The organism is Pseudomonas sp. C9D1 (genome assembly GCF_056491235.1).
Genome location: NZ_JBSZIE010000002.1, coordinates 2,528,966 through 2,547,814 on the forward strand (window position 1 = coordinate 2,528,966; position 18,849 = coordinate 2,547,814).

The following is an 18,849-nucleotide window of genomic DNA, read 5'->3' on the forward strand; positions in this document are numbered from 1 at the left end:
TTCCGGTCACAGCCTGAACCGATTACCCGCTTCGAGGACAGAAACCATGCAAGACGTCGTCATAGTCGCCGCTACCCGCACCGCCGTCGGCAGCTTCCAGGGCTCGCTGGCCCACATCCCCGCCCCCGAGCTGGGCGCTGCGGTGATCCGCCAGCTGCTGGCCCAGACCGGCCTCGATGGCGCCCAGGTGGATGAAGTCATCCTCGGCCAGGTGCTCACCGCCGGCTCCGGCCAGAACCCTGCGCGCCAGGCCGCCATCCTCGCCGGCCTGCCCAACGCCGTGCCGGCCATGACCCTGAACAAGGTCTGCGGCTCCGGCCTCAAGGCCCTGCACCTGGCCGCCCAGGCCATCCGCTGCGGCGACGCCGAGGTGATCATCGCCGGCGGCCAGGAAAACATGAGCCTCGCCCCCTACGTCATGCCCGGCGCCCGCACCGGCCTGCGCATGGGCCACGCCAAGCTCATCGACACCATGATCCAGGATGGCCTGTGGGACGCCTTCAAGGACTACCACATGGGCATCACCGCCGAGAACCTGGTGGAGAAGTACGGCATCAGCCGTGAAGCCCAGGACGCCTTCGCCGCCGCTTCCCAGCAGAAGGCTTCCGCCGCCATCGAAGCCGGCCGCTTCGTGGATGAGATCACCCCGATCCTGATTCCGCAGAAGAAGGGCGACCCCATCGCCTTTGCCACCGACGAGCAGCCCCGCGCCGGCACCACCGCCGAATCCCTGGCCAAGCTCAAACCAGCCTTCAAGAAGGACGGCAGCGTCACCGCCGGCAACGCCTCCAGCCTCAACGACGGCGCCGCCGCCGTGCTGCTGATGAGCGCCGAGAAGGCAAAAGCCCTGGGCCTGCCGGTGCTGGCGCGCATCGCCGCCTACGCCAATGCCGGCGTCGACCCGGCGATCATGGGCATCGGCCCGGTTTCCGCCACCAAGCGCTGCCTGGAGAAGGCCGGCTGGAACCTCGGCGAACTGGACCTGATCGAAGCCAACGAAGCCTTCGCCGCCCAGGCCCTGTCGGTGGGCAAGGAGCTGGGTTGGGACGCCGAGAAGGTCAACGTCAACGGCGGTGCCATCGCCATCGGCCACCCCATCGGTGCCTCCGGTTGCCGCGTACTGGTGACCCTGCTGCACGAAATGATCAAGCGCGATGCGAAGAAGGGCCTGGCGGCCCTGTGCATCGGCGGCGGGCAGGGCGTGGCCCTGGCCATCGAGCGTTAAGCTGCCCGCGACGCCATCGAGCCCCTGCGCGAGGCCCACACCGGCCTCGCCGCACTCGGCGCCAAGCCGTTCCCGCTTTGTTAAACTGCGCGCCCTTTCCTCCGAGACGCCGCGCATGCCTTCCGATCTCCCCCAGGCGCTGCGCGCCGCACTCGACGCCCGCCAGCCCCTGCTCGCCGACCTGCATGCGCAAGGCACCGACTGCTACCGCCTGTTCCATGGCAGCCAGGAAGGCGCCTCCGGCCTGACCATCGACCGCTACGGCCCGCAACTGCTGGTGCAGAGCTTCCACCAGACGCTGCAGCGCGACGAGCTGCTGCAGGCCACCGCCCAGGTGCAGGAACGCCTCGGCGAGCCACTGCTGCTGGTCTACAACGACCGCTCCCAGGGCAATTCGCGCATCGATCGCAGCGACCCTGTGTACCAGGCCGAGCCAGACGCACTGGTCGACCTCGTCGGCCAGGAATGGGGCCTGAACTACCGGGTACGCGGCCGTCATCCCGGCCAGGACCCGCTGCTGTTCCTCGACCTGCGCAACGCCCGCGGCTGGGTCAAGCGCCACGCTGCCGGCAAGTCGGTACTCAACCTCTTCGCCTACACCTGTGGCGTCGGCCTGGCTGCCGCAGCGGGAGGAGCCAGCGAGGTGTGGAACCTGGATTTCGCCGAGGGCAACCTGGCCGTCGGCCGCGAAAACGCCGTGCTCAACCCCGGGCTTGCGCCCATGCGCTTCGTGCAGTCGGACTATTTCCCAGCCATCCGCCAGTTGGCCGGCCAGACCATCGCCCGGCGCCACGGGCAGAAACTGCCCAGCTACCCACGCCTGGAACAGCGCCCGTTCGACCTGGTATTCCTCGACCCGCCCGCCTGGGCCAAGAGCGCCTTCGGCACCGTCGACCTGCTGCGTGACTACCAGAGCCTGCTCAAGCCGGCGATCCAGGCCACCGCCGAGAACGGCACGCTGATCTGCTGCAACAACCTGGCGAAGGTGGCTATCGAGGACTGGCGCGAACAGGTGCTGCGCTGCGCCAGCAAGCTCGGCCGTCCGGTGCGGGAATGGGAGCAGCTGCTGCCGGCAAGCGACTTCCCCTCCCTCGACGGGCGCCCGCCGCTGAAGACCCTGGCGCTGCATTTCTGAAGCGAGAACCGCCCTACGAAACCATCAGCAACCGTCTGTCGGAACCTTGTGGCCGTGCCATACTCCAAGCCACCTCCGCCGGGATAGTCGACGCCTCACCATGCACAAAGGATTGAAACGCGCCGTCAGCGCCTTGCTGATCGTCATCGCTCTGTACAGCCTGCTCGGCTTCCTGATCATCCCCGGGGTCGCCCTGCGCGTGGTCAACCAGCAACTGGCCCAGTATGCGAAGGTTCCCGCCCGGCTCGAGCGCATCCAGCTCAACCCCTTCAGTCTCGAACTGACCCTCTGGGGCCTGCACATCGGCGAGGCGGACAAGGAACAGATCGGCTTCCAGCGCCTGCACGCCAACCTGCAGCTGGACAGCCTGTGGACCGGCGCCCTGCACCTGGCCGAGGTGGAGCTGGAGAAGTCCACCACCGAGGTGCTGTTCGCCAAGGACGGCACGCTCAACCTGGCCCAGCTGTTCCAGCTGCCGCCCAGCGAACCCAAGGCCGAAGAACCGGCCGGCGATCCCTTCCCCGTGCGCATCGATAGCGTCCGCCTGGTGGAAGGCGGCCTGCACTTCCAGGACCTGCGTCCGAGCGATGCCATCGAGTTCGTCTACGACTCGTTGAACCTCGAACTGAAGAACCTCAGCACCATCCGCGACGACAACACCGACATGGTGCTGGTCGCCACCGGCCCCCACGGCGGCCGCATCGACTGGCAGGGCAGCCTGAGCCTGGTGCCCTTCGTCTCCAAGGGCGAGCTCAAGGTCACCGAAGGCAACATGAAGGCCTTCTGGCCCTATGTGCGTGACGCCGTGCCCCTGGTATTGGAGAAAGGCACCATCAGCCTCGCCACCCAGTACCACCTGAGCCTGGCCAAAGGCACCGAACTGAAACTGGAACAGACCTCGATCAAGGTAGCGCCCTTCGCCATCAAGGCCCCGGACGGGCGCCCGCTGGTCAACCTGGAGAACCTGGAGGTCAGCGAAAGCTCGCTGGACCTGGCCAAGCAGCAGGTGGTGGTCGGCAAGATCCGCAGCCAGAACCTGGAAACCTGGGCAGCCCGCGAAGCCGATGGCCAGCTGGACTGGCAGAAGCTGTTCGCCAGCGAAGCCAAGGCCCCGGCCAAGGACGCCAAGGCCGAGCCGGCGAAGCAAGAAGCGAAAGCTCCCGAACAGGCCTCGGCGGTCCAACAGGCAGACGCCAAGGCGAAGCAGGACGAACCCGGCAAACCCTGGCAGGTGCTGCTGCGCGATACCCAGCTGCGCGGCTACAAGGTGCACCTGGCCGATCGCGTGCCGAAGAGCCCCGCGCAGATCGACGTCGGCCCGCTCAACCTCGACCTCAAGGACTTCGACAGCCTCGGCGAATCGCCCTTCCAGCTCGCCGTCGACACCGGTCTCGGCAAGCAGGGCAAGCTCAAGGCCGAAGGCCAGGTGCAGCTGAAGCCGACCACCGCCAAGCTGCAGGTGGAAACCCGCGACATCGACCTGCGCGTGGCCCAGGCCTACATGGAGCCCTTCGTGCGCCTGGAGCTGCGCAGCGGCATGCTCGACAGCAACCTCGACGTCACCCTCACCGGCACCGAACCGCTGGCCCTGACCATCACCGGCAGTGCCCTGGTCAACCAGTTGCACACCCTGGATACGCTCAAGGAGCGCGACTTCGTCAAATGGCAGCAGTTGCTGGTGGAAGGCCTGGCCTACCGCCACGGCGATAGCCTGTCCATCGACAAGGTCGGCATCACCCAGCCCTATGCGCGCTTCATCATCAACGAAGACCTGACCACCAACGCCAGCGACCTGGTGATCAAGCAGCCCGTCGATCCGAACGCCAAGCCCGAGCCCGCCGGCAAGCCGCTGGACATCCATGTCGGCGCGGTAAGCATCAGCAACGGCTCGGCCAACTTCGCCGACTTCAGCCTCACCCCCAACTTCGCCACCGCCATCCAGCAGCTCAATGGCGAGATCGGCACCCTCGACACGCGCACCCGCACACCGGCCACGGTCAATATCAACGGCAAGGTCGACCGCTACGCACCGGTCACCATCAAGGGCAGCCTGACCCCCTTCGACCCGCTGGAGTCCCTGGACATCGCCACCAGCTTCAAGCGCGTCGAGCTGACCACCCTCACGCCCTACTCCGGCAAGTTCGCCGGTTACCGCATCCGCAAGGGTCGCCTCAACCTCGACCTTCACTACCAGATCGAGAAGGGCCAGTTGAAGGCTCAGAACCGCCTGGTGCTGGAGCAGCTGCAACTGGGCGAGCAGGTCGAGAGCCCCGATGCAGTGGACCTGCCCATCAAGCTGGCGGTCGCACTGCTCAAGGACACCGAAGGCAAGATCGACATCGAGCTGCCGGTGGCCGGCAACCTCAAGGACCCGCAGTTCAGTGTCGCCCCCATCGTCTGGCAGACCCTGCGCAACCTGGTGCTGCGTGCGGCCCAGGCGCCCTTCAAGTTCGTCGCCGGGCTGGTGTCCGGCGGTGGCGACCAGGACCTCAGCAACGTGCCCTTCGCCGCCGGCAGCAGCGAGCTGTCCGCCGATGCGCAACGCGCCTTGGATACTCTCTCGGCCGCGCTCAAGGAGCGCCCGACACTGCGCCTGGAAGTGGAAGGCATGAGCGCCAAGTCCAGCGACGGCCCGCTGCTGGCTGCCCAGCGCCTGGAGCGCGAGTACCAGAGCACCTACTACAAGATCGCCCAGCGCCGCGGCGACAAGGTCCCCGCCGAGCCGGCCCAACTAGAAGTGCCGGACGACGAGAAGCCGCCGATGCTCGAAGGCATCTACCGCACCCGCCTCAAGCAGCAGCCGCCTGCCGAATGGAAGGACCTCAGCGACGAGGAACGCACGGCGAAGATGCGCGACGCGGTGATCGGCTCCTGGGCGCAGAGCGAGCTGCTGTTGCGCCAGCTGGCCCAGGCGCGCGCCGCCAACATCAAGGATTACCTGGTGGACCGCGGCGGCCTGCAGGACGAGCGCGTCTACATGCTCGATGTCAGCCTTGGCGAAGCGGACGCGGACGGCAAGGTCGACACGCCCCTGCAACTGGGCAGCGAATAGCTGCCCAGTCCCCTGGAATTCCCCCTCTTTCCACCTGTCCAAACGGCTGTGTTGCACGAGTTTTCGTGCGGCACCCGGCCCTGCTGACAGCCGCGCCTCAGCGGCGTAGGCTGAAATCCCAAACTGAATGACGGAAGCATTCGTGAAGATCCTCCCCCTGCTCGCCCTGCCCCTGTTCCTGGCCGCCGCATCTGCCCAGGCCTCCTCCACGCTGCGCTGCGAAGGCGGTGGCCTGATCAGCCAGGACGACAGCACCTCACAGGTACAGCGCAAGTGCGGTGAGCCCGCCAGCCGTGCCAGCCTGGGCTACCGCGAGAAGGTCGATCGCTACGGCAACACCAGCGAAGTGCTGGTGGAAGAGTGGGTCTACGGGCCGCGCAACGGCATGTACCAGTACCTGCGCTTCGAAGGGAACAAGCTGATCAAGATCGAGAGCAAGCGTGGCGACTGACAGCCATTAATCGGCAGTGCTAGGCTCTGCCACCCATTTTTCCCGGACAGGACGCCCACCCATGAAAAGACTGCTGCTTTCCCTGCTCGCGCTGCCGGCCCTGCTGCTGGCCCATGAAGCCTCCGCTGCCACCTTCCGCTGCGGCAGTGCGCTGGTCAGCGAGGGCGACCGCGCCGTCGAAGTGCAGCGCAAATGCGGCGACCCGGTCAGCCGCAACCTAATCGGCTACTCCGAAACCCGCAGTGGCCGCCAGGAGATGCAGGTGGAGGAATGGGTCTACGGGCCGGTCAACGGCATGTACTACTACTTGGACTTCACCGGTGGCCGCCTGACGTCGGTTGAAAGCAAACGCAACTGACCCACCCTGAATCCGATCCGCGACAAGGACGTCCCGCTTGATCATCCTCCCCGCCGAACACCCGCTGGACTGGAAACGTCCGCCCGTCGTCACCCTGTTGCTGGTGATCCTCAACACGCTGATCTACCTCGCCTACCAGGGCGGTGACGAAGCGCGCACGGACGCCGCCGTGCATCTCTACCTCGATGGCGGCCTGCTCAATCGTGAGCGGGCGCTGTTCATCGACAGCCTGGCCCAGCGCCACGAACTGGACGCCGACGAGCGCCGCGGCATCGACGCCGCGCGCCGCCAGGACCTGGCTGGCTACGTGCTGCGTGACCTCGAATTCGAAGACCAGCTGCACCGCTCCCCTGCCTATCAGGCCGACCCCGATTGGCAAAAGGCGCGCGCCCCGGCCGAGGCGGCCCGCGACCAGATCAGCAGCTACCGCTTCGGCTTCGTGCCCAAGCGCTTTACCGTCGAAGGCCTGTTCGGGGCGATGTTCCTCCACGGCAGCTTCGATCACCTGCTAGGCAACATGATCTTCCTGTTCATCTGCGGCTTCGCCCTGGAGCGCGCGCTCGGGCGCGGCGCCTACCTGGCGCTGTACATCGCCAGCGGCCTGGCCTCCCACCTGCTCTGGTGGGCGCTGGACCCGGGCTGGGTACCCGGCATCGGCGCATCGGGCGCAGTGGCGGGCCTGATGGGCATGTACATCGGCGTCTACGGGCTGCGGCGGATCAACTTCTTCTACTGGCTCGGCCCGCTGATCGGCTACTTCAAGGCGCCGGCGCTGTGGATCCTGCCGATCTGGATGGGCAAGGAGCTCTACGGCCTGTTTCTGGCCAATGACCACGTCAACTACTACGCGCACCTCGGCGGCCTGGGCTTCGGCTTCATCGGCACCTGGCTGCCTCGTCGTCTGGGCGGGTTGAAGGTGGATGAGCAATACCTGGCCAAGGAAGACCCGGACGCGCCCTTCAAGCGCGAACTGGCAGCACTGGACCAGCTCATCGGCCGCTTCGCCCTGGACCAGGTCCCTGCCCGTGGGCAGGACCTGCTCACCCGCTACCCGGGGCGGCTGGAACTGCTCGAACGCCTGTACCCGGTTGCCAGGACCCGCAACGACGCGCCGCTGATGAGCGCGGTGCTCAAGCAGCTTTTCGCCCTGCCCGACCCAAAGCTCGCCCGCACCCTGCTGTGCCGCCTGGCCGATGACGCCGGCGATGCCCAGTACCGCCTCCTGCAGCACCCGGCCATCCAACTGCACCTGCTGCAGGGCCTGCTGAAGATCGGCGAAGGCCCGAGGGCTCTGGCACCATGGCGCGTGCTCGGCCGTGCGGCCACGCCGCCGGCTCAGTTGCCCGGCCTCACCCTGATGCTCGCCAAGCAACTGGGCCAACGTCAGGACCTGCGCGGTGTCGCCGAACTGGGCGCCTACCTGCGCAAGGCGTTTCCCGACGCCGAGCAAACCCACCAGTTGGGGCTGTACCAGCAGCACCTGGCGCGCTGATCCGCCCGGGTTTCTGCCGGTGAACCTGTACGGCAGCGCCCCTGCAGAACACCCACAACGAAAAACCCCGGGTGGCGGCCCGGGGTTTTTCGTGAATCCTGTGGATCAGAGCTTGCTGCTGAAATCGCGCAGCTCGTCCTGGGCCTTTTCCTTGGTCCAGCCATAGCGCTCCTGCAACTTGCCGACCAGGTATTCGCTGTGACCCTCGGCCACGTCGATATCGTCGTCGGTCAGATTGCCCCAGCGCTCCTTGAGTCGGCCGCTGAGCTGTTTCCATTTGCCTTTGATGATGTCGGAATTCATGGCGTTCTCCTTAGGTGGTACGCCGGGCCGCCCGGGTACGGGCGGCCGGCTGCGAGGGTTACTCGGCGGATTTCAGGCCGTCGGCCGATACCGCGGTAACACCCTTGATGGATTTGGCGGTGGTCACTGCCAGGTCACGCTCGGCATCACTGGCGACGACACCGGAGAGCGAGACGACGCCCTTGTTGGTTTCGACCTTGATGTCCAGGGCGCTGAGATTCTTGTCGGCCAGGAAGCTGGATTTCACTTTGCTGGTGATCCAGGTATCGGAAACGGCCTCTTCAGCCTTGTTCACGGTTTCGCTGGCAGCCAGCATGGTCGGTTGCGCCGCGAAGGCGGTGCCGGCCAGGGGCAGGCTCAGGGCGGTGGCAGCTACAGCGGCAAGGGTCCACTTGTTGAAAGACTGTTTCATGAGTTGTTCTCCTGTGCTCTTAGATAATCTGCAGCGTTGTCCTATCTGCAGTCACTGTAGATATCGCAAGGCCTGTGCCAAGCTTTGAAGGAAAATTAAACTCAATAAAATCAGTTACTTACAATTAAATCGTACCGCTTGCCTGCTTGCAGATTGCAATTTCCAGCCAAGCGGCACGTGCACTTTGCACGATTGAGGCCGTCAGGGCGTCGCCAGCCGTTCGAGGGTCGCTTCCAAAGCCCTCACATCCTCGAGCAGGGGGGAAGCCGGGTAGCGCGCGCGGATATAGCCCAGCAACTTGCGCGCAGGCTCGACCTGCCCCAGGCCCTCGGCGAAGCCGCGCGCGGCCAGCAGGTAGGCGCGCGGGATGAAGGGATAGTCGGGGAAGCGCTGGTGCAGGTTGCGTAGCAGGCTGAGGCCCTCGCGCACCTTGTGCCGGTCGATCAGCGCGGCCGCGATGCGTTCGCAGACCTGGGCATCGCTCGGCAGGTAGTCCGCCTGCAACTGCCGGGCGTTGAGCAGCGCCGTGGCCCCCAGCGGCGCATTCAGGCGCGCGGCCAGGGGCAGGTAGTGTTCGAGATGGCGCAGGCAGCGCGAGCGCTCATTGAGGCCGAACAGCAACTGGTGGAAACGCTCATTGAGCTTGAGGTCATCAGGGTCGCGCTGCAGGGCCTGGGTCAGGGTTTCCAGGGCCGTGCCGCTCTGGCCTTCCTTGATACGCACCTCGGCCTCGGCCAGGGCACGACGACGGCGCCACTCGGCAGCGGGAAGGCCTTCCTGGGCGCCCTCCTCGGCGATGGCGAAGCCCAGGGCACCCTGATACTGGAAGACGGCGTAGCCCATCATGGCGCACATCACCACGCCGAAATAACCGAACAGGAAGGCGGCGATGGGCAGCAGCACCACGCGCGGCAGGCCGTGGGAGAGCAGGTAGGTGACGTAGTCCGGCGACTGCCAGAGGGCGAAAAGGAAGATGCAGAGGATGAGGTAGCGCCAGCCCATGGCCTTGATCACCTCCCCCAGTTGCTCGGGGCTCAGCGCCGCCCCCAGCTCCTTGTTCAGGGCCAGGCGGATGATGCTCGCCGGCATCAGCAGCATCAGGCCGATGTTCACCGCCCAGAACAGTGCCTCGCTTTGGAAGTCGGCGACGAGCCAGAGCACGCCGAAGGCGACGAGGAACACCACCAGTTGCTTGATGAACAGCGAGAAGCCCTCGCCAACGAAGGCCGTGGCCAGGCCGGGAGCCTCGCGCCCGCCTTCGCTGGCCGCCTCGATGACGCTGTGGAAGTACTTGGTGGCGACGCTGAACAGGACGATCCAGAGGATCAGCGAACGCGGCATGAACAGGCTGGCCAGGGCCAAGAGCCCGGCGAAGGCCAGGGGGCCGGTCTGCAGGCCAAAGAGGAAGAACTGGGGGATGCGCTCCCAGAAGGGCTGCGCCGTATTGGCCGCGCCGAGAAAGTGCAGCGGCGCCCGGCACAACGGGCAGGTGGGCGACTCGTTGGGCTCGTCGGCGTTGAGCGGAATGCAGCAGTCGCCGAAATGGCGCTCGCAAGGCGGGCAATGCCAGGTGGCGGGTTGGCTCTGGTGGTACTTGCAGTAGGTCTTGTCCATGACCCGGTTTCCTTGGGCTGATTCTGGCGGCGCGCCATTTTCCGGGAAAAAAAAGAGGGCCCGCAAGGGGCCCTCTCTCATTTGCCTTAGCCGGGGATCAAACGCCCGAAGCCTCAGCTGCGTCCACGTCTTTCATGGACAGCTTGATGCGGCCGCGGTTGTCCACGTCCAGCACCAGTACCTTCACTTCCTGGCCTTCCTGCAGGACGTCGGTGACCTTGTCGATGCGCTTGTCGCTGATCTGCGAGATGTGCACCAGGCCGTCTTTGCCCGGGAGGATGTTGACGAAGGCGCCGAAGTCGACGATGCGCTCGACCTTGCCAACGTAGACCTTGCCGATTTCGGCTTCCGCGGTGATACCCAGTACGCGCTGACGCGCAGCCTCGGCAGCTTCCTTGGTTTCGCCGAAGATCTTCACGCTGCCATCGTCTTCGATGTCGATGGAAGCCTTGGTCTCTTCGCAGATGGAGCGGATGGTGGCGCCGCCCTTGCCGATGACGTCACGGATCTTGTCGGTGTCGATCTTCATCGCGATCATGGTCGGAGCGTTGGCCGACAGCTCGGTACGGGACTGACCGATGATCTGGTTCATCTGACCGAGGATGTTCAGGCGTGCTTCAAGTGCCTGCTCCAGGGCGATCTCCATGATCTCTTCGGTGATGCCGTTGATCTTGATGTCCATCTGCAGCGCGGTTACGCCTTTGGCGGTACCGGCTACCTTGAAGTCCATGTCGCCCAGGTGGTCTTCGTCACCGAGGATGTCGGTCAGAACGGCGAACTTGTCACCTTCCTTGACCAGGCCCATGGCGATACCAGCGACCGGTGCCTTCATCGGCACGCCAGCGTCCATCAGGGCCAGGGAGGCGCCGCAGACGGAAGCCATGGAGCTGGAGCCGTTGGACTCGGTGATTTCCGAGACTACACGGATGGTGTAGGGGAACTCATCGCTCTTCGGCAGCATGGCGGAAACGCCACGACGGGCCAGGCGACCGTGACCGATCTCGCGACGGCCGGCGCTGCCCATACGGCCGCACTCGCCCACCGAGAAGGGCGGGAAGTTGTAGTGCAGCATGAAGCCGTCTTTGCGCTCGCCTTCCAGGGTGTCCAGCAGCTGGGCATCACGGGCGGTACCGAGGGTGGCAACGACCAGAGCCTGGGTTTCGCCACGGGTGAACAGGGCGGAACCGTGGGTCTTGTCGAGCACGCCGACTTCGATCTTCAGCGGACGTACGGTGCGGGTGTCGCGGCCGTCGATACGCGGTTTGCCGTTGACGATGTTCTCGCGCACGGTGCGGTATTCCAGGAGGCCGAAGGCGTCCTTGACTTCACCGGCCGGGAATTGACCGGCTTCTTCGCCAGCGAAGCGGGCGACGACCTGGTCACGCAGCTCGCCGAGGCGGTTGTAGCGGTCTTGCTTGATGGTGATGGTGTAGGCCTGGGAGATGGCCTCGCCGAACTCGGCCTTGATCGCGCCGAGCAGAGCGGTGTTCTCGACCGGAGCGGTCCAGTTCCAGGTCGGCTTGCCGGCTTCGGCAGCGAATTCCTTGACGGCGTTGATCACGGCCTGGAATTCCTGGTGGGCGAACAGCACGCCACCGAGCATCTGGTCTTCGGTCAGTTCCTGGGCTTCGGACTCAACCATCAGCACGGCGTCCTGGGTACCGGCAACGACCATGTCCAGGCTGGAAGCCTTGAGCTGCTCGTAGTTCGGGTTCAGCAGGTAGCCGGTGCTCTCGTGGTAGGCCACGCGAGCGGCACCGATCGGGCCGGCGAAGGGAATGCCGGAGATGGCCAGGGCAGCGGAAGTACCGATCATCGCGGCGACGTCCGGATCGGTCTTCTTGTTGGTGGAGACCACGGTGCAGATGACCTGCACTTCGTTGAGGAAACCTTCCGGGAACAGCGGGCGGATCGGACGGTCGATCAGGCGCGAGGTCAGGGTCTCTTTCTCGGAAGGACGGCCTTCACGCTTGAAGAAACCACCGGGGATGCGGCCGGCTGCGTAGGTTTTTTCCTGGTAGTGGACGGACAGCGGGAAGAAGCCCTTGCCCGGGTCGGCTTGCTTGGCGCCGACCACGGTCACCAGTACGGTGACGTCTTGGTCCATGGTGACCAGAACGGCACCGGAAGCTTGACGGGCGATACGGCCAGTCTCGAGGGTTACGGTCGACTGACCGAACTGGAATTTCTTGATTACCGGGTTCACGGTGTCTTTACCTTCTGTAGTTGCCTTTGGGGGAAATCTGCGGAAGGCACGGGAATCGGCCCGTCGTCTTCCTCAAAAAGCCTGAAGCTGGAAGCCCGAGGCTGGAGCAAGAACGATGCCTTGCTGCCAACCCCCGACTTCCAGCTTCCAGCTTGAGTGCGTCTTAGCGACGCAGACCCAGACGACCGATCAGGGTGCTGTAACGAGTGGTGTCCTTACCCTTCAGGTAGTCCAGCAGCTTGCGGCGCTGGTTGACCATGCGGATCAGACCACGACGGGAGTGGTGGTCTTTGCCGTTGGCCTTGAAGTGATCCTGCAGCTTGTTGATGTTGGCGGTCAGCAGTGCAACTTGCACTTCCGGAGAACCGGTGTCGCCTTCAGCTTGCTTGTACTCGTTAACGATCTGGGCTTTCTCAGTAACGCTCAGTGCCATGATGGGCTTCCTCTGAGGTAATAGGCCGGGAACCTGTCCCGTGTTTTAAAAGGAGGAGTGACCGTGCCTATTAACAGCCACCCTCGAATCGGTCATTCCGACCGAATCAGTCGACGCGGCGCTACGCGCCCGTCATCGCTCACTTCACCGATACCGATGAAGCGACCGTTGTGATCCTGCACCCGCAGCATGCCGAACTTCGGCGCTTCGGGAGCCCTTACCGGTTGGCCATGCAACCAGTAGTAGGCACTGTGTTCGCTCAACTGGATCAGGGGCCAATGTTCCAGGCCGCTGTCTTCCGGCAACAGAAACTGGTCCAGCGCCTCGTTGCCACCTTCGGCATGGGCCTTTTCCAGCGCTTCCAGGGTGATCGCCTGGGCCAGGACGAAGGGGCCTGCCTGAGTGCGGCGCAGTTCCGCCACGTGAGCCCCGCAACCCAGCACCTGCCCGAGGTCTTCGACCAGCGTGCGAATGTAGGTGCCTTTGCTGCAGGCCACGGCGAGCCTCGCCTGGGCGGACTCGAAGGCCAGCAATTCCAGGCGCGCAATAGTAACAGAACGCGCTTCGCGCTCCACTACCTCGCCCGCACGCGCCAGCTTGTACAGCGGCTGCCCGTCTTTCTTCAGGGCCGAGTACATGGGCGGTATCTGCTTGATTTCGCCACGGAAGTCGTCGAGACGCGCTTCGATATCGGCACGACCGACGGTCACTTCACGGCGCTCGAGAATCTCGCCCTCCGCATCGCCCGTGGTGGTGGTGACGCCCAGCTGCGCCAGGGTCTCATAGCCCTTGTCGGCATCCAGCAGGTACTGGGAGAACTTGGTCGCCTCGCCGAAGCACAGCGGCAGCACGCCGGTGGCCAGGGGATCGAGGCTGCCGGTGTGGCCGGCCTTCTCGGCGTTGAGCAACCAGCGCACCTTCTGCAGGGCCTGGTTGGAGCTCATGCCGCGAGGCTTGTCGAGGATCAGAATGCCGCTGACGTTGCGGCGGATGCGTTTCACCTGGGCCACGGTTATTCCTCGCCGTCGTCCTGGTGCTTGCGATCCTCGGCCACGGCGCGCTCGATCAGCGCCGACAGCTCGACACCACGACGGATGCTGGCGTCGTAGTTGAAGTGCAACTGCGGCACGGTGCGCAGCTTCATCGCGCGGCCCAGCTGCATGCGCAGGAACCCGGCGGCATCGTTGAGGATGGCGGTGTTCTGCTTGATGACTTCGGGGTTGTCGTCCTGACCCATCACGGTGATGAACACCTTGGCGTGGGACAGGTCACGGGCCACGTCGCAGCCGGTGATGGTGACCAGGCCAAGACGCGGGTCTTTGATTTCACGTTGGATCAGCGAGGCCAGCTCACGCTGCATCTGATCCCCGATACGTTGGGTACGGCTGTATTCTTTTGCCATTTCCTGCTACCTGCACTCTCCCCCGGGGCCAGAAACCACAGGGTTCAAAAGCGGCAAACGCCCGGCCGAGCGGAAGCTGGACCGGGCGTTGCGTATTGCAGCTCGCGCTTAGAGGCTGCGAGCCACTTGGACCTTCTCGAACACTTCGATCTTGTCGCCGACCTTGACGTCGTTGTAGCTCTTCACGCCGATACCGCACTCCATGCCGGCACGCACCTCGGACACGTCGTCCTTGAAGCGGCGCAGGGATTCCAGTTCGCCTTCGAAGATCACCACGTCGTCACGCAGTACGCGGATCGGACGGTTACGGTGGACCATGCCCTCGGTAACCATGCAGCCTGCGACCGCGCCGAACTTCGGCGAGCGGAACACGTCGCGCACTTCGGCGATACCCAGGATGTTCTCCCGGACGTCGCTGCCGAGCATGCCGGACAGTGCTTTCTTAACGTCTTCGATGATGTCGTAGATGATGTTGTAGTAGCGCAGGTCCAGACCTTCCTGCTCGACGATCTTCCGGGCGCCCGCATCGGCACGCACGTTGAAGCCGAACAGTACGGCGTTGGAGGCCAGCGCCAGGTTGGCGTCGCTCTCGGTGATACCACCGACGCCGCCACCGACCACACGCACCTGGACTTCGTCGTTGCCAAGATCCGCCAGCGCGCCCTGCAGGGCCTCCAGCGAACCACGAACGTCGGACTTGAGGACGATGTTGAGCGTCTTCTTCTCGTCCTGGCCCATGTTCTCGAAGATGTTTTCCAGCTTGCCGGCATGCGCGCGGGCCAGCTTGACCTCGCGGAACTTGCCTTGACGGAACAGGGCCACTTCACGGGCCTTCTTCTCGTCGCCGATCACGGTCAGCTCGTCACCCGCATCCGGGGTGCCGTCCAGGCCGAGGATCTCGACCGGGATCGAGGGGCCGGCTTCCTTGATGGGCTTGCCGTTCTCGTCGAGCATGGCACGGACGCGACCGAAGTTGACGCCGCAGAGAACCATGTCGCCCTGGCGCAGGGTACCGTCCTGAACCAGAACGGTAGCCACCGGGCCACGGCCCTTGTCCAGGCGGGACTCGACCACGACACCACGGCCAGGGGCCGACGGAGTGGCTTTGAGTTCCAGGACTTCAGCCTGCAGCAGTACGGCTTCCAGCAGTTCGTCGACACCGGTACCGACTTTCGCCGAGACGGGTACGAACTGGGTGTCGCCGCCCCACTCTTCCGGGATCACGTCGCGACCGGCGAGGTCGTTCTTGATGCGGTCGAGGTCAGCTTCGGGCTTGTCGATCTTGTTCACCGCGACCACGATTGGCACGCCAGCCGCTTTCGCGTGCTGTACGGCTTCTTCGGTCTGCGGCATCACGCCGTCGTCCGCTGCCACCACGAGGATGACGATGTCGGTCGCCTTGGCACCACGGGCACGCATTGCGGTGAACGCAGCGTGGCCGGGGGTGTCGAGGAAGGTGACCATGCCGCGGTCGGTTTCGACGTGGTAGGCGCCGATGTGCTGGGTGATGCCGCCGGCTTCGCCAGCAGCCACCTTGGCACGACGGATGTAGTCGAGCAGCGAGGTTTTACCGTGGTCGACGTGGCCCATGACGGTCACGACCGGCGCGCGGTGAATGGCTTCACCTTCGAACTTCAGGGATTCGGCCAGTTGTTCTTCCAGCGCGTTCTCGCTGACGAGCTTGACCTTGTGGCCGAACTCTTCCGCGATCAGCTGGCCAGTTTCCTGGTCCAGTACCTGGTTGATGGTCACCGGGGTGCCCATCTTGAACATGAACTTGACGATCTCTGCGCCCTTGACGGCCATCTGAGCAGCCAGTTCGGCCACGGTGATGGTCTCGCCGATATTCACATCACGCACAATCGGTCCTGTCGGGCTCTGGAACCCGTGCTGGTTGCGCTTCTTGAGCTTGGATTTGCCACGACCACCACGACGGTAGCCATCGCTTTCCTCGTCGGTGCTGCGAGGTGCCACGCGCGGGGCGGGAACCTTTTCCTTCTCTTTGACCGAAGGACGGTGCTGCGTGTGCTTGCGATCGCGGCGCTCGTCTTCGTCGCGGGCCTTTTCAGGGCGACGCGGCTCTTCCTTCTTGCGATCGTCGGCGCCAGCAGGAGCGGCGGCGGCGTTCGCAGCGGCAGCCGGTGCGGCAGCTTCGCCGACAGCAGCGGCAACAGGCGCACCGGTTTCACCACCGCGAGCGGCTTCGAGAGCACGGGCGTCGGCTTGGCGACGGGCCTCTTCCTCGGAGCGGCGCTTGGCCTCTTCCTCGGTCTTCAGGCGTGCAGCTTCTTCGGCAGCGCGCTGCTCTTCGAGCTCGCGCTTCTTCTCGGCCTCGATCTCGTCGGGGCTGCGCTTCACGTAAGTCTTCTTCTTACGTACTTCAACACTGATGGTCTTGCTACCGGCAACTCTCAGCGTAGTGGTGGTCTTGCGCTGCAAGGTGATCTTGCGGGGCTCTTCCAGCCGCTCGCCGTGACTGCCCTTGAGATGCGCCAGCAGCGCTTGTTTCTCATTGTCAGTCACAACTTGTTCGGCGCTGGTGTGCGGCAACCCTGCCTCACGCATCTGCAACAGCAGGCGTTCCACCGGTGTGTCGACCACTTGGGCCAGTTCTTTCACCGTGACTTGCGTCATGCACTTCTCTCCTCAGGCCGCGACTGCTTACTCGAACCAATGGGCTCGGGCGGCCATGATCAGCTTGCCGGCACGCTCTTCGTCCATGCCGTCGATGTCGAGCAGGTCGTCGATAGACTGCTCGGCCAGGTCTTCGCGGTTGACTACGCCACGTACTGCCAGCTCAACAGCCAGCTCTTTGTCCATGCCTTCGAGAGCAAGCAGGTCGTCCGCCGGCTGAGCGTCAGCCAGTTTTTCTTCAGTGGCGATAGCCTTGGTCAACAGGCGATCCTTGGCGCGGGCACGCAGCTCGTTGACGATGTCTTCGTCGAAGCCGTCGATGCTCAGCATCTCTTCCATCGGTACGTAGGCGATCTCTTCGAGGCTGGTGAAGCCTTCCTCGACCAGTACCTGGGCCAGCTCTTCATCGACTTCCAGCTCGTCGACGAAGGCCTGCATGATGTCGCCGGTCTCAGCCTGCTGCTTGGCCTGGATGTCGGCCTCGGTCATCACGTTCAGGGTCCAGCCGGTCAGCTGGCTCGCCAGGCGCACGTTCTGACCGCCACGGCCGATGGCCTGGGCAAGGTTGTCTTCGCCTACGGCGATGTCCATGGCATGGGCATCTTCGTCGACGATGATCGCGGCCACTTCGGCCGGAGCCATGGCGTTGATTACGAACTGAGCGGGGTTGTCATCCCACAGGACGATGTCGACACGCTCGCCACCCAGCTCGCCGGAGACGGCCTGGACGCGCGAACCGCGCATGCCGATGCAGGCGCCTTGCGGGTCGATACGTTTGTCCTTGGAGCGAACGGCGATCTTGGCGCGGGAACCTGGGTCACGGGAGGCGGCCATCACTTCGATCAGCTCTTCGGCGATTTCCGGCACTTCGATGCGGAACAGCTCGATCAGCATCTGCGGCGCAGTGCGCGACAGGATCAGCTGAGGGCCACGGTTCTCGGTGCGGATCTCTTTCAGCAGCGCGCGAACACGAGCGCCTACGCGGAAGGTCTCACGGGAGATGATGTCTTCACGGGCCAGCAACGCCTCGGCGTTGTTACCCAGGTCGACGATCACGTTGTCGCGGGTGACCTTCTTCACGGTGCCGGAAATGATGTCGCCCAGCTTCTCGCGATAGGCTTCGACCACTTGGGCACGCTCGGCTTCGCGAACCTTCTGCACGATCACCTGCTTGGCGGTCTGTGCAGCGATACGGCCGAACTCGATGGATTCGATCTTTTCTTCGACGAAATCACCGACCTTGGCACCCGGTTGTTTTTCCTGGGCTTCTTCAACGGTCAGTTCGGCCGCTGGGTTTACCTGATCGTCTTCTTCGACGACCGCCCAGCGACGGTAGGTGTCATAGCTACCGGTGTGGCGATTGATCTCCACACGCAGCTCGACTTCTTCTTCGAAGCGTTTCTTGGTAGCAGTGGCCAGTGCCAGCTCCAGTGCTTCGAAGATCACGCCAGCCGGTACGCCTTTTTCGTTGGATACCGACTCAACAACCAGCAGTACTTCTTTGCTCATCGTACGCCTCGCCTTTCGCAATCCATTGGATCCGCGGGATCCGCGTCTCAGTCAAAACGGGGAATGATGTTGGCCTTGTCGATCAGATCGATCGGCAGCAGGTACTCGTGATCCTCAACAAGAACCACCACATCCTGTTCCTCCACCCCGCGGAGGAGCCCCTGGAAATTGCGTCGCCCATCGTAGGGAGAGCGCAACTTGATCTTCACCAATTCGCCAGCGTGCGCCGCGAACTGCTCAAGAGTGAACAGCGGTCGATCCATGCCGGGCGAAGACACCTCGAGGGTGTACTCACTGGCGATGGGATCTTCCACGTCGAGAACACCACTGACCTGACGACTGACTTTCTCGCAGTCGTCGACCTGGATGCCGTTCTCATGATCGATGTATACCCGCAGCAGCGAATGCCGCCCTTGGGACAGGAACTCGACACCCCAGCATTGATAGCCAAGGGCCTCGACTACCGGGGCCAGCAAGGCCTGCAACTGTTCTAGCTTGCTCGACACCTGATTGCCCTCGCATGCTGTGCAAATAAAAAATGGGCGAAACGCCCATCCATTCGAACCAGTCGGCCAAAAGCCGTTGGTTAACTGTCCAGCTAGCAAAAAGCCCCTAAAAAGGGG

The 18,849-nt window shown here is 64.1% G+C and carries 16 protein-coding genes; 6 read left to right on the forward strand and 10 right to left on the reverse strand.

Annotated elements, in window-relative coordinates:
• Positions 1-46 precede the first annotated feature (46 nt).
• The 6 genes from ACXI0U_RS19955 to ACXI0U_RS19980 all read left to right on the forward strand — a co-directional run bounded on the left by ACXI0U_RS19955 (position 47) and on the right by ACXI0U_RS19980 (position 7,713).
• Positions 47-1,225: an acetyl-CoA C-acetyltransferase gene (locus ACXI0U_RS19955; RefSeq protein WP_479550735.1), complete on the forward strand. Its 1,179-nt coding sequence runs from the start codon at positions 47-49 to the stop codon at positions 1,223-1,225.
• Between the two features lie 115 nt (positions 1,226-1,340).
• Positions 1,341-2,360 (forward strand): class I SAM-dependent rRNA methyltransferase, encoded by a 1,020-nt coding sequence (locus ACXI0U_RS19960; RefSeq protein WP_479550736.1) that lies wholly within the window; start codon positions 1,341-1,343, stop codon positions 2,358-2,360.
• A 100-nt stretch (positions 2,361-2,460) separates the two neighbouring features.
• Positions 2,461-5,412, forward strand: coding sequence for a DUF748 domain-containing protein (locus ACXI0U_RS19965; RefSeq protein ID WP_479550737.1), 2,952 nt, complete (start codon positions 2,461-2,463; stop codon positions 5,410-5,412).
• Positions 5,413-5,539: 127 nt separating this feature from the next.
• Positions 5,540-5,863: a DUF2845 domain-containing protein gene (locus tag ACXI0U_RS19970; RefSeq protein WP_031287191.1), complete on the forward strand. Its 324-nt coding sequence runs from the start codon at positions 5,540-5,542 to the stop codon at positions 5,861-5,863.
• A 61-nt stretch (positions 5,864-5,924) separates the two neighbouring features.
• Entirely contained in the window at positions 5,925-6,221 is a 297-nt protein-coding gene (locus ACXI0U_RS19975) for a DUF2845 domain-containing protein (RefSeq protein ID WP_043245243.1), read from the forward strand.
• Positions 6,222-6,258: 37 nt separating this feature from the next.
• Positions 6,259-7,713 (forward strand): rhomboid family intramembrane serine protease, encoded by a 1,455-nt coding sequence (locus tag ACXI0U_RS19980; RefSeq protein ID WP_479550738.1) that lies wholly within the window; start codon positions 6,259-6,261, stop codon positions 7,711-7,713.
• A gap of 105 nt (positions 7,714-7,818) precedes the next feature.
• Here the strand turns inward: ACXI0U_RS19980 and ACXI0U_RS19985 are convergent, their stop codons facing one another.
• From ACXI0U_RS19985 to rimP, 10 genes are all read right to left on the reverse strand, one after another.
• Entirely contained in the window at positions 7,819-8,016 is a 198-nt protein-coding gene (locus ACXI0U_RS19985; RefSeq protein WP_021217892.1) for a CsbD family protein, read from the reverse strand.
• 58 nt (positions 8,017-8,074) lie between these two features.
• A complete protein-coding gene (locus tag ACXI0U_RS19990; RefSeq protein ID WP_021217893.1) occupies positions 8,075-8,428 on the reverse strand; it encodes a BON domain-containing protein in 354 nt (117 codons plus the stop codon).
• Positions 8,429-8,629: 201 nt separating this feature from the next.
• Positions 8,630-10,042, reverse strand: coding sequence for a hypothetical protein (locus ACXI0U_RS19995; protein ID WP_374978979.1), 1,413 nt, complete (start codon positions 10,040-10,042; stop codon positions 8,630-8,632).
• A 97-nt stretch (positions 10,043-10,139) separates the two neighbouring features.
• Positions 10,140-12,248, reverse strand: a complete 2,109-nt coding sequence (gene pnp, locus ACXI0U_RS20000) for a polyribonucleotide nucleotidyltransferase (RefSeq protein WP_021217895.1) — start codon at positions 12,246-12,248, stop codon at positions 10,140-10,142.
• A gap of 163 nt (positions 12,249-12,411) precedes the next feature.
• The gene (rpsO, locus tag ACXI0U_RS20005) at positions 12,412-12,681 is read right to left on the reverse strand and encodes a 30S ribosomal protein S15 (RefSeq protein ID WP_021217896.1); all 270 of its coding nucleotides are present in this window, start codon (positions 12,679-12,681) and stop codon (positions 12,412-12,414) included.
• A gap of 92 nt (positions 12,682-12,773) precedes the next feature.
• Positions 12,774-13,691 carry a tRNA pseudouridine(55) synthase TruB gene (truB, locus tag ACXI0U_RS20010; RefSeq protein WP_021217897.1) on the reverse strand — a complete coding sequence of 306 codons (918 nt, stop codon included), beginning with the start codon at positions 13,689-13,691 and terminating at the stop codon, positions 12,774-12,776.
• Between the two features lie 2 nt (positions 13,692-13,693).
• On the reverse strand, positions 13,694-14,083 hold the full coding sequence (gene rbfA, locus ACXI0U_RS20015) for a 30S ribosome-binding factor RbfA (protein ID WP_031287192.1): 390 nt from the start codon (positions 14,081-14,083) through the stop codon (positions 13,694-13,696).
• A gap of 108 nt (positions 14,084-14,191) precedes the next feature.
• Positions 14,192-16,717 (reverse strand): translation initiation factor IF-2, encoded by a 2,526-nt coding sequence (infB, locus tag ACXI0U_RS20020; protein ID WP_479550739.1) that lies wholly within the window; start codon positions 16,715-16,717, stop codon positions 14,192-14,194.
• A 27-nt stretch (positions 16,718-16,744) separates the two neighbouring features.
• Positions 16,745-18,226, reverse strand: coding sequence for a transcription termination factor NusA (nusA, locus tag ACXI0U_RS20025; protein ID WP_021217900.1), 1,482 nt, complete (start codon positions 18,224-18,226; stop codon positions 16,745-16,747).
• Positions 18,227-18,273: 47 nt separating this feature from the next.
• Complete coding sequence (rimP, locus tag ACXI0U_RS20030) at positions 18,274-18,732, reverse strand: ribosome maturation factor RimP (protein WP_021217901.1); 459 nt, start codon at positions 18,730-18,732, stop codon at positions 18,274-18,276.
• Between the last annotated feature and the right edge of the window lie 117 nt (positions 18,733-18,849).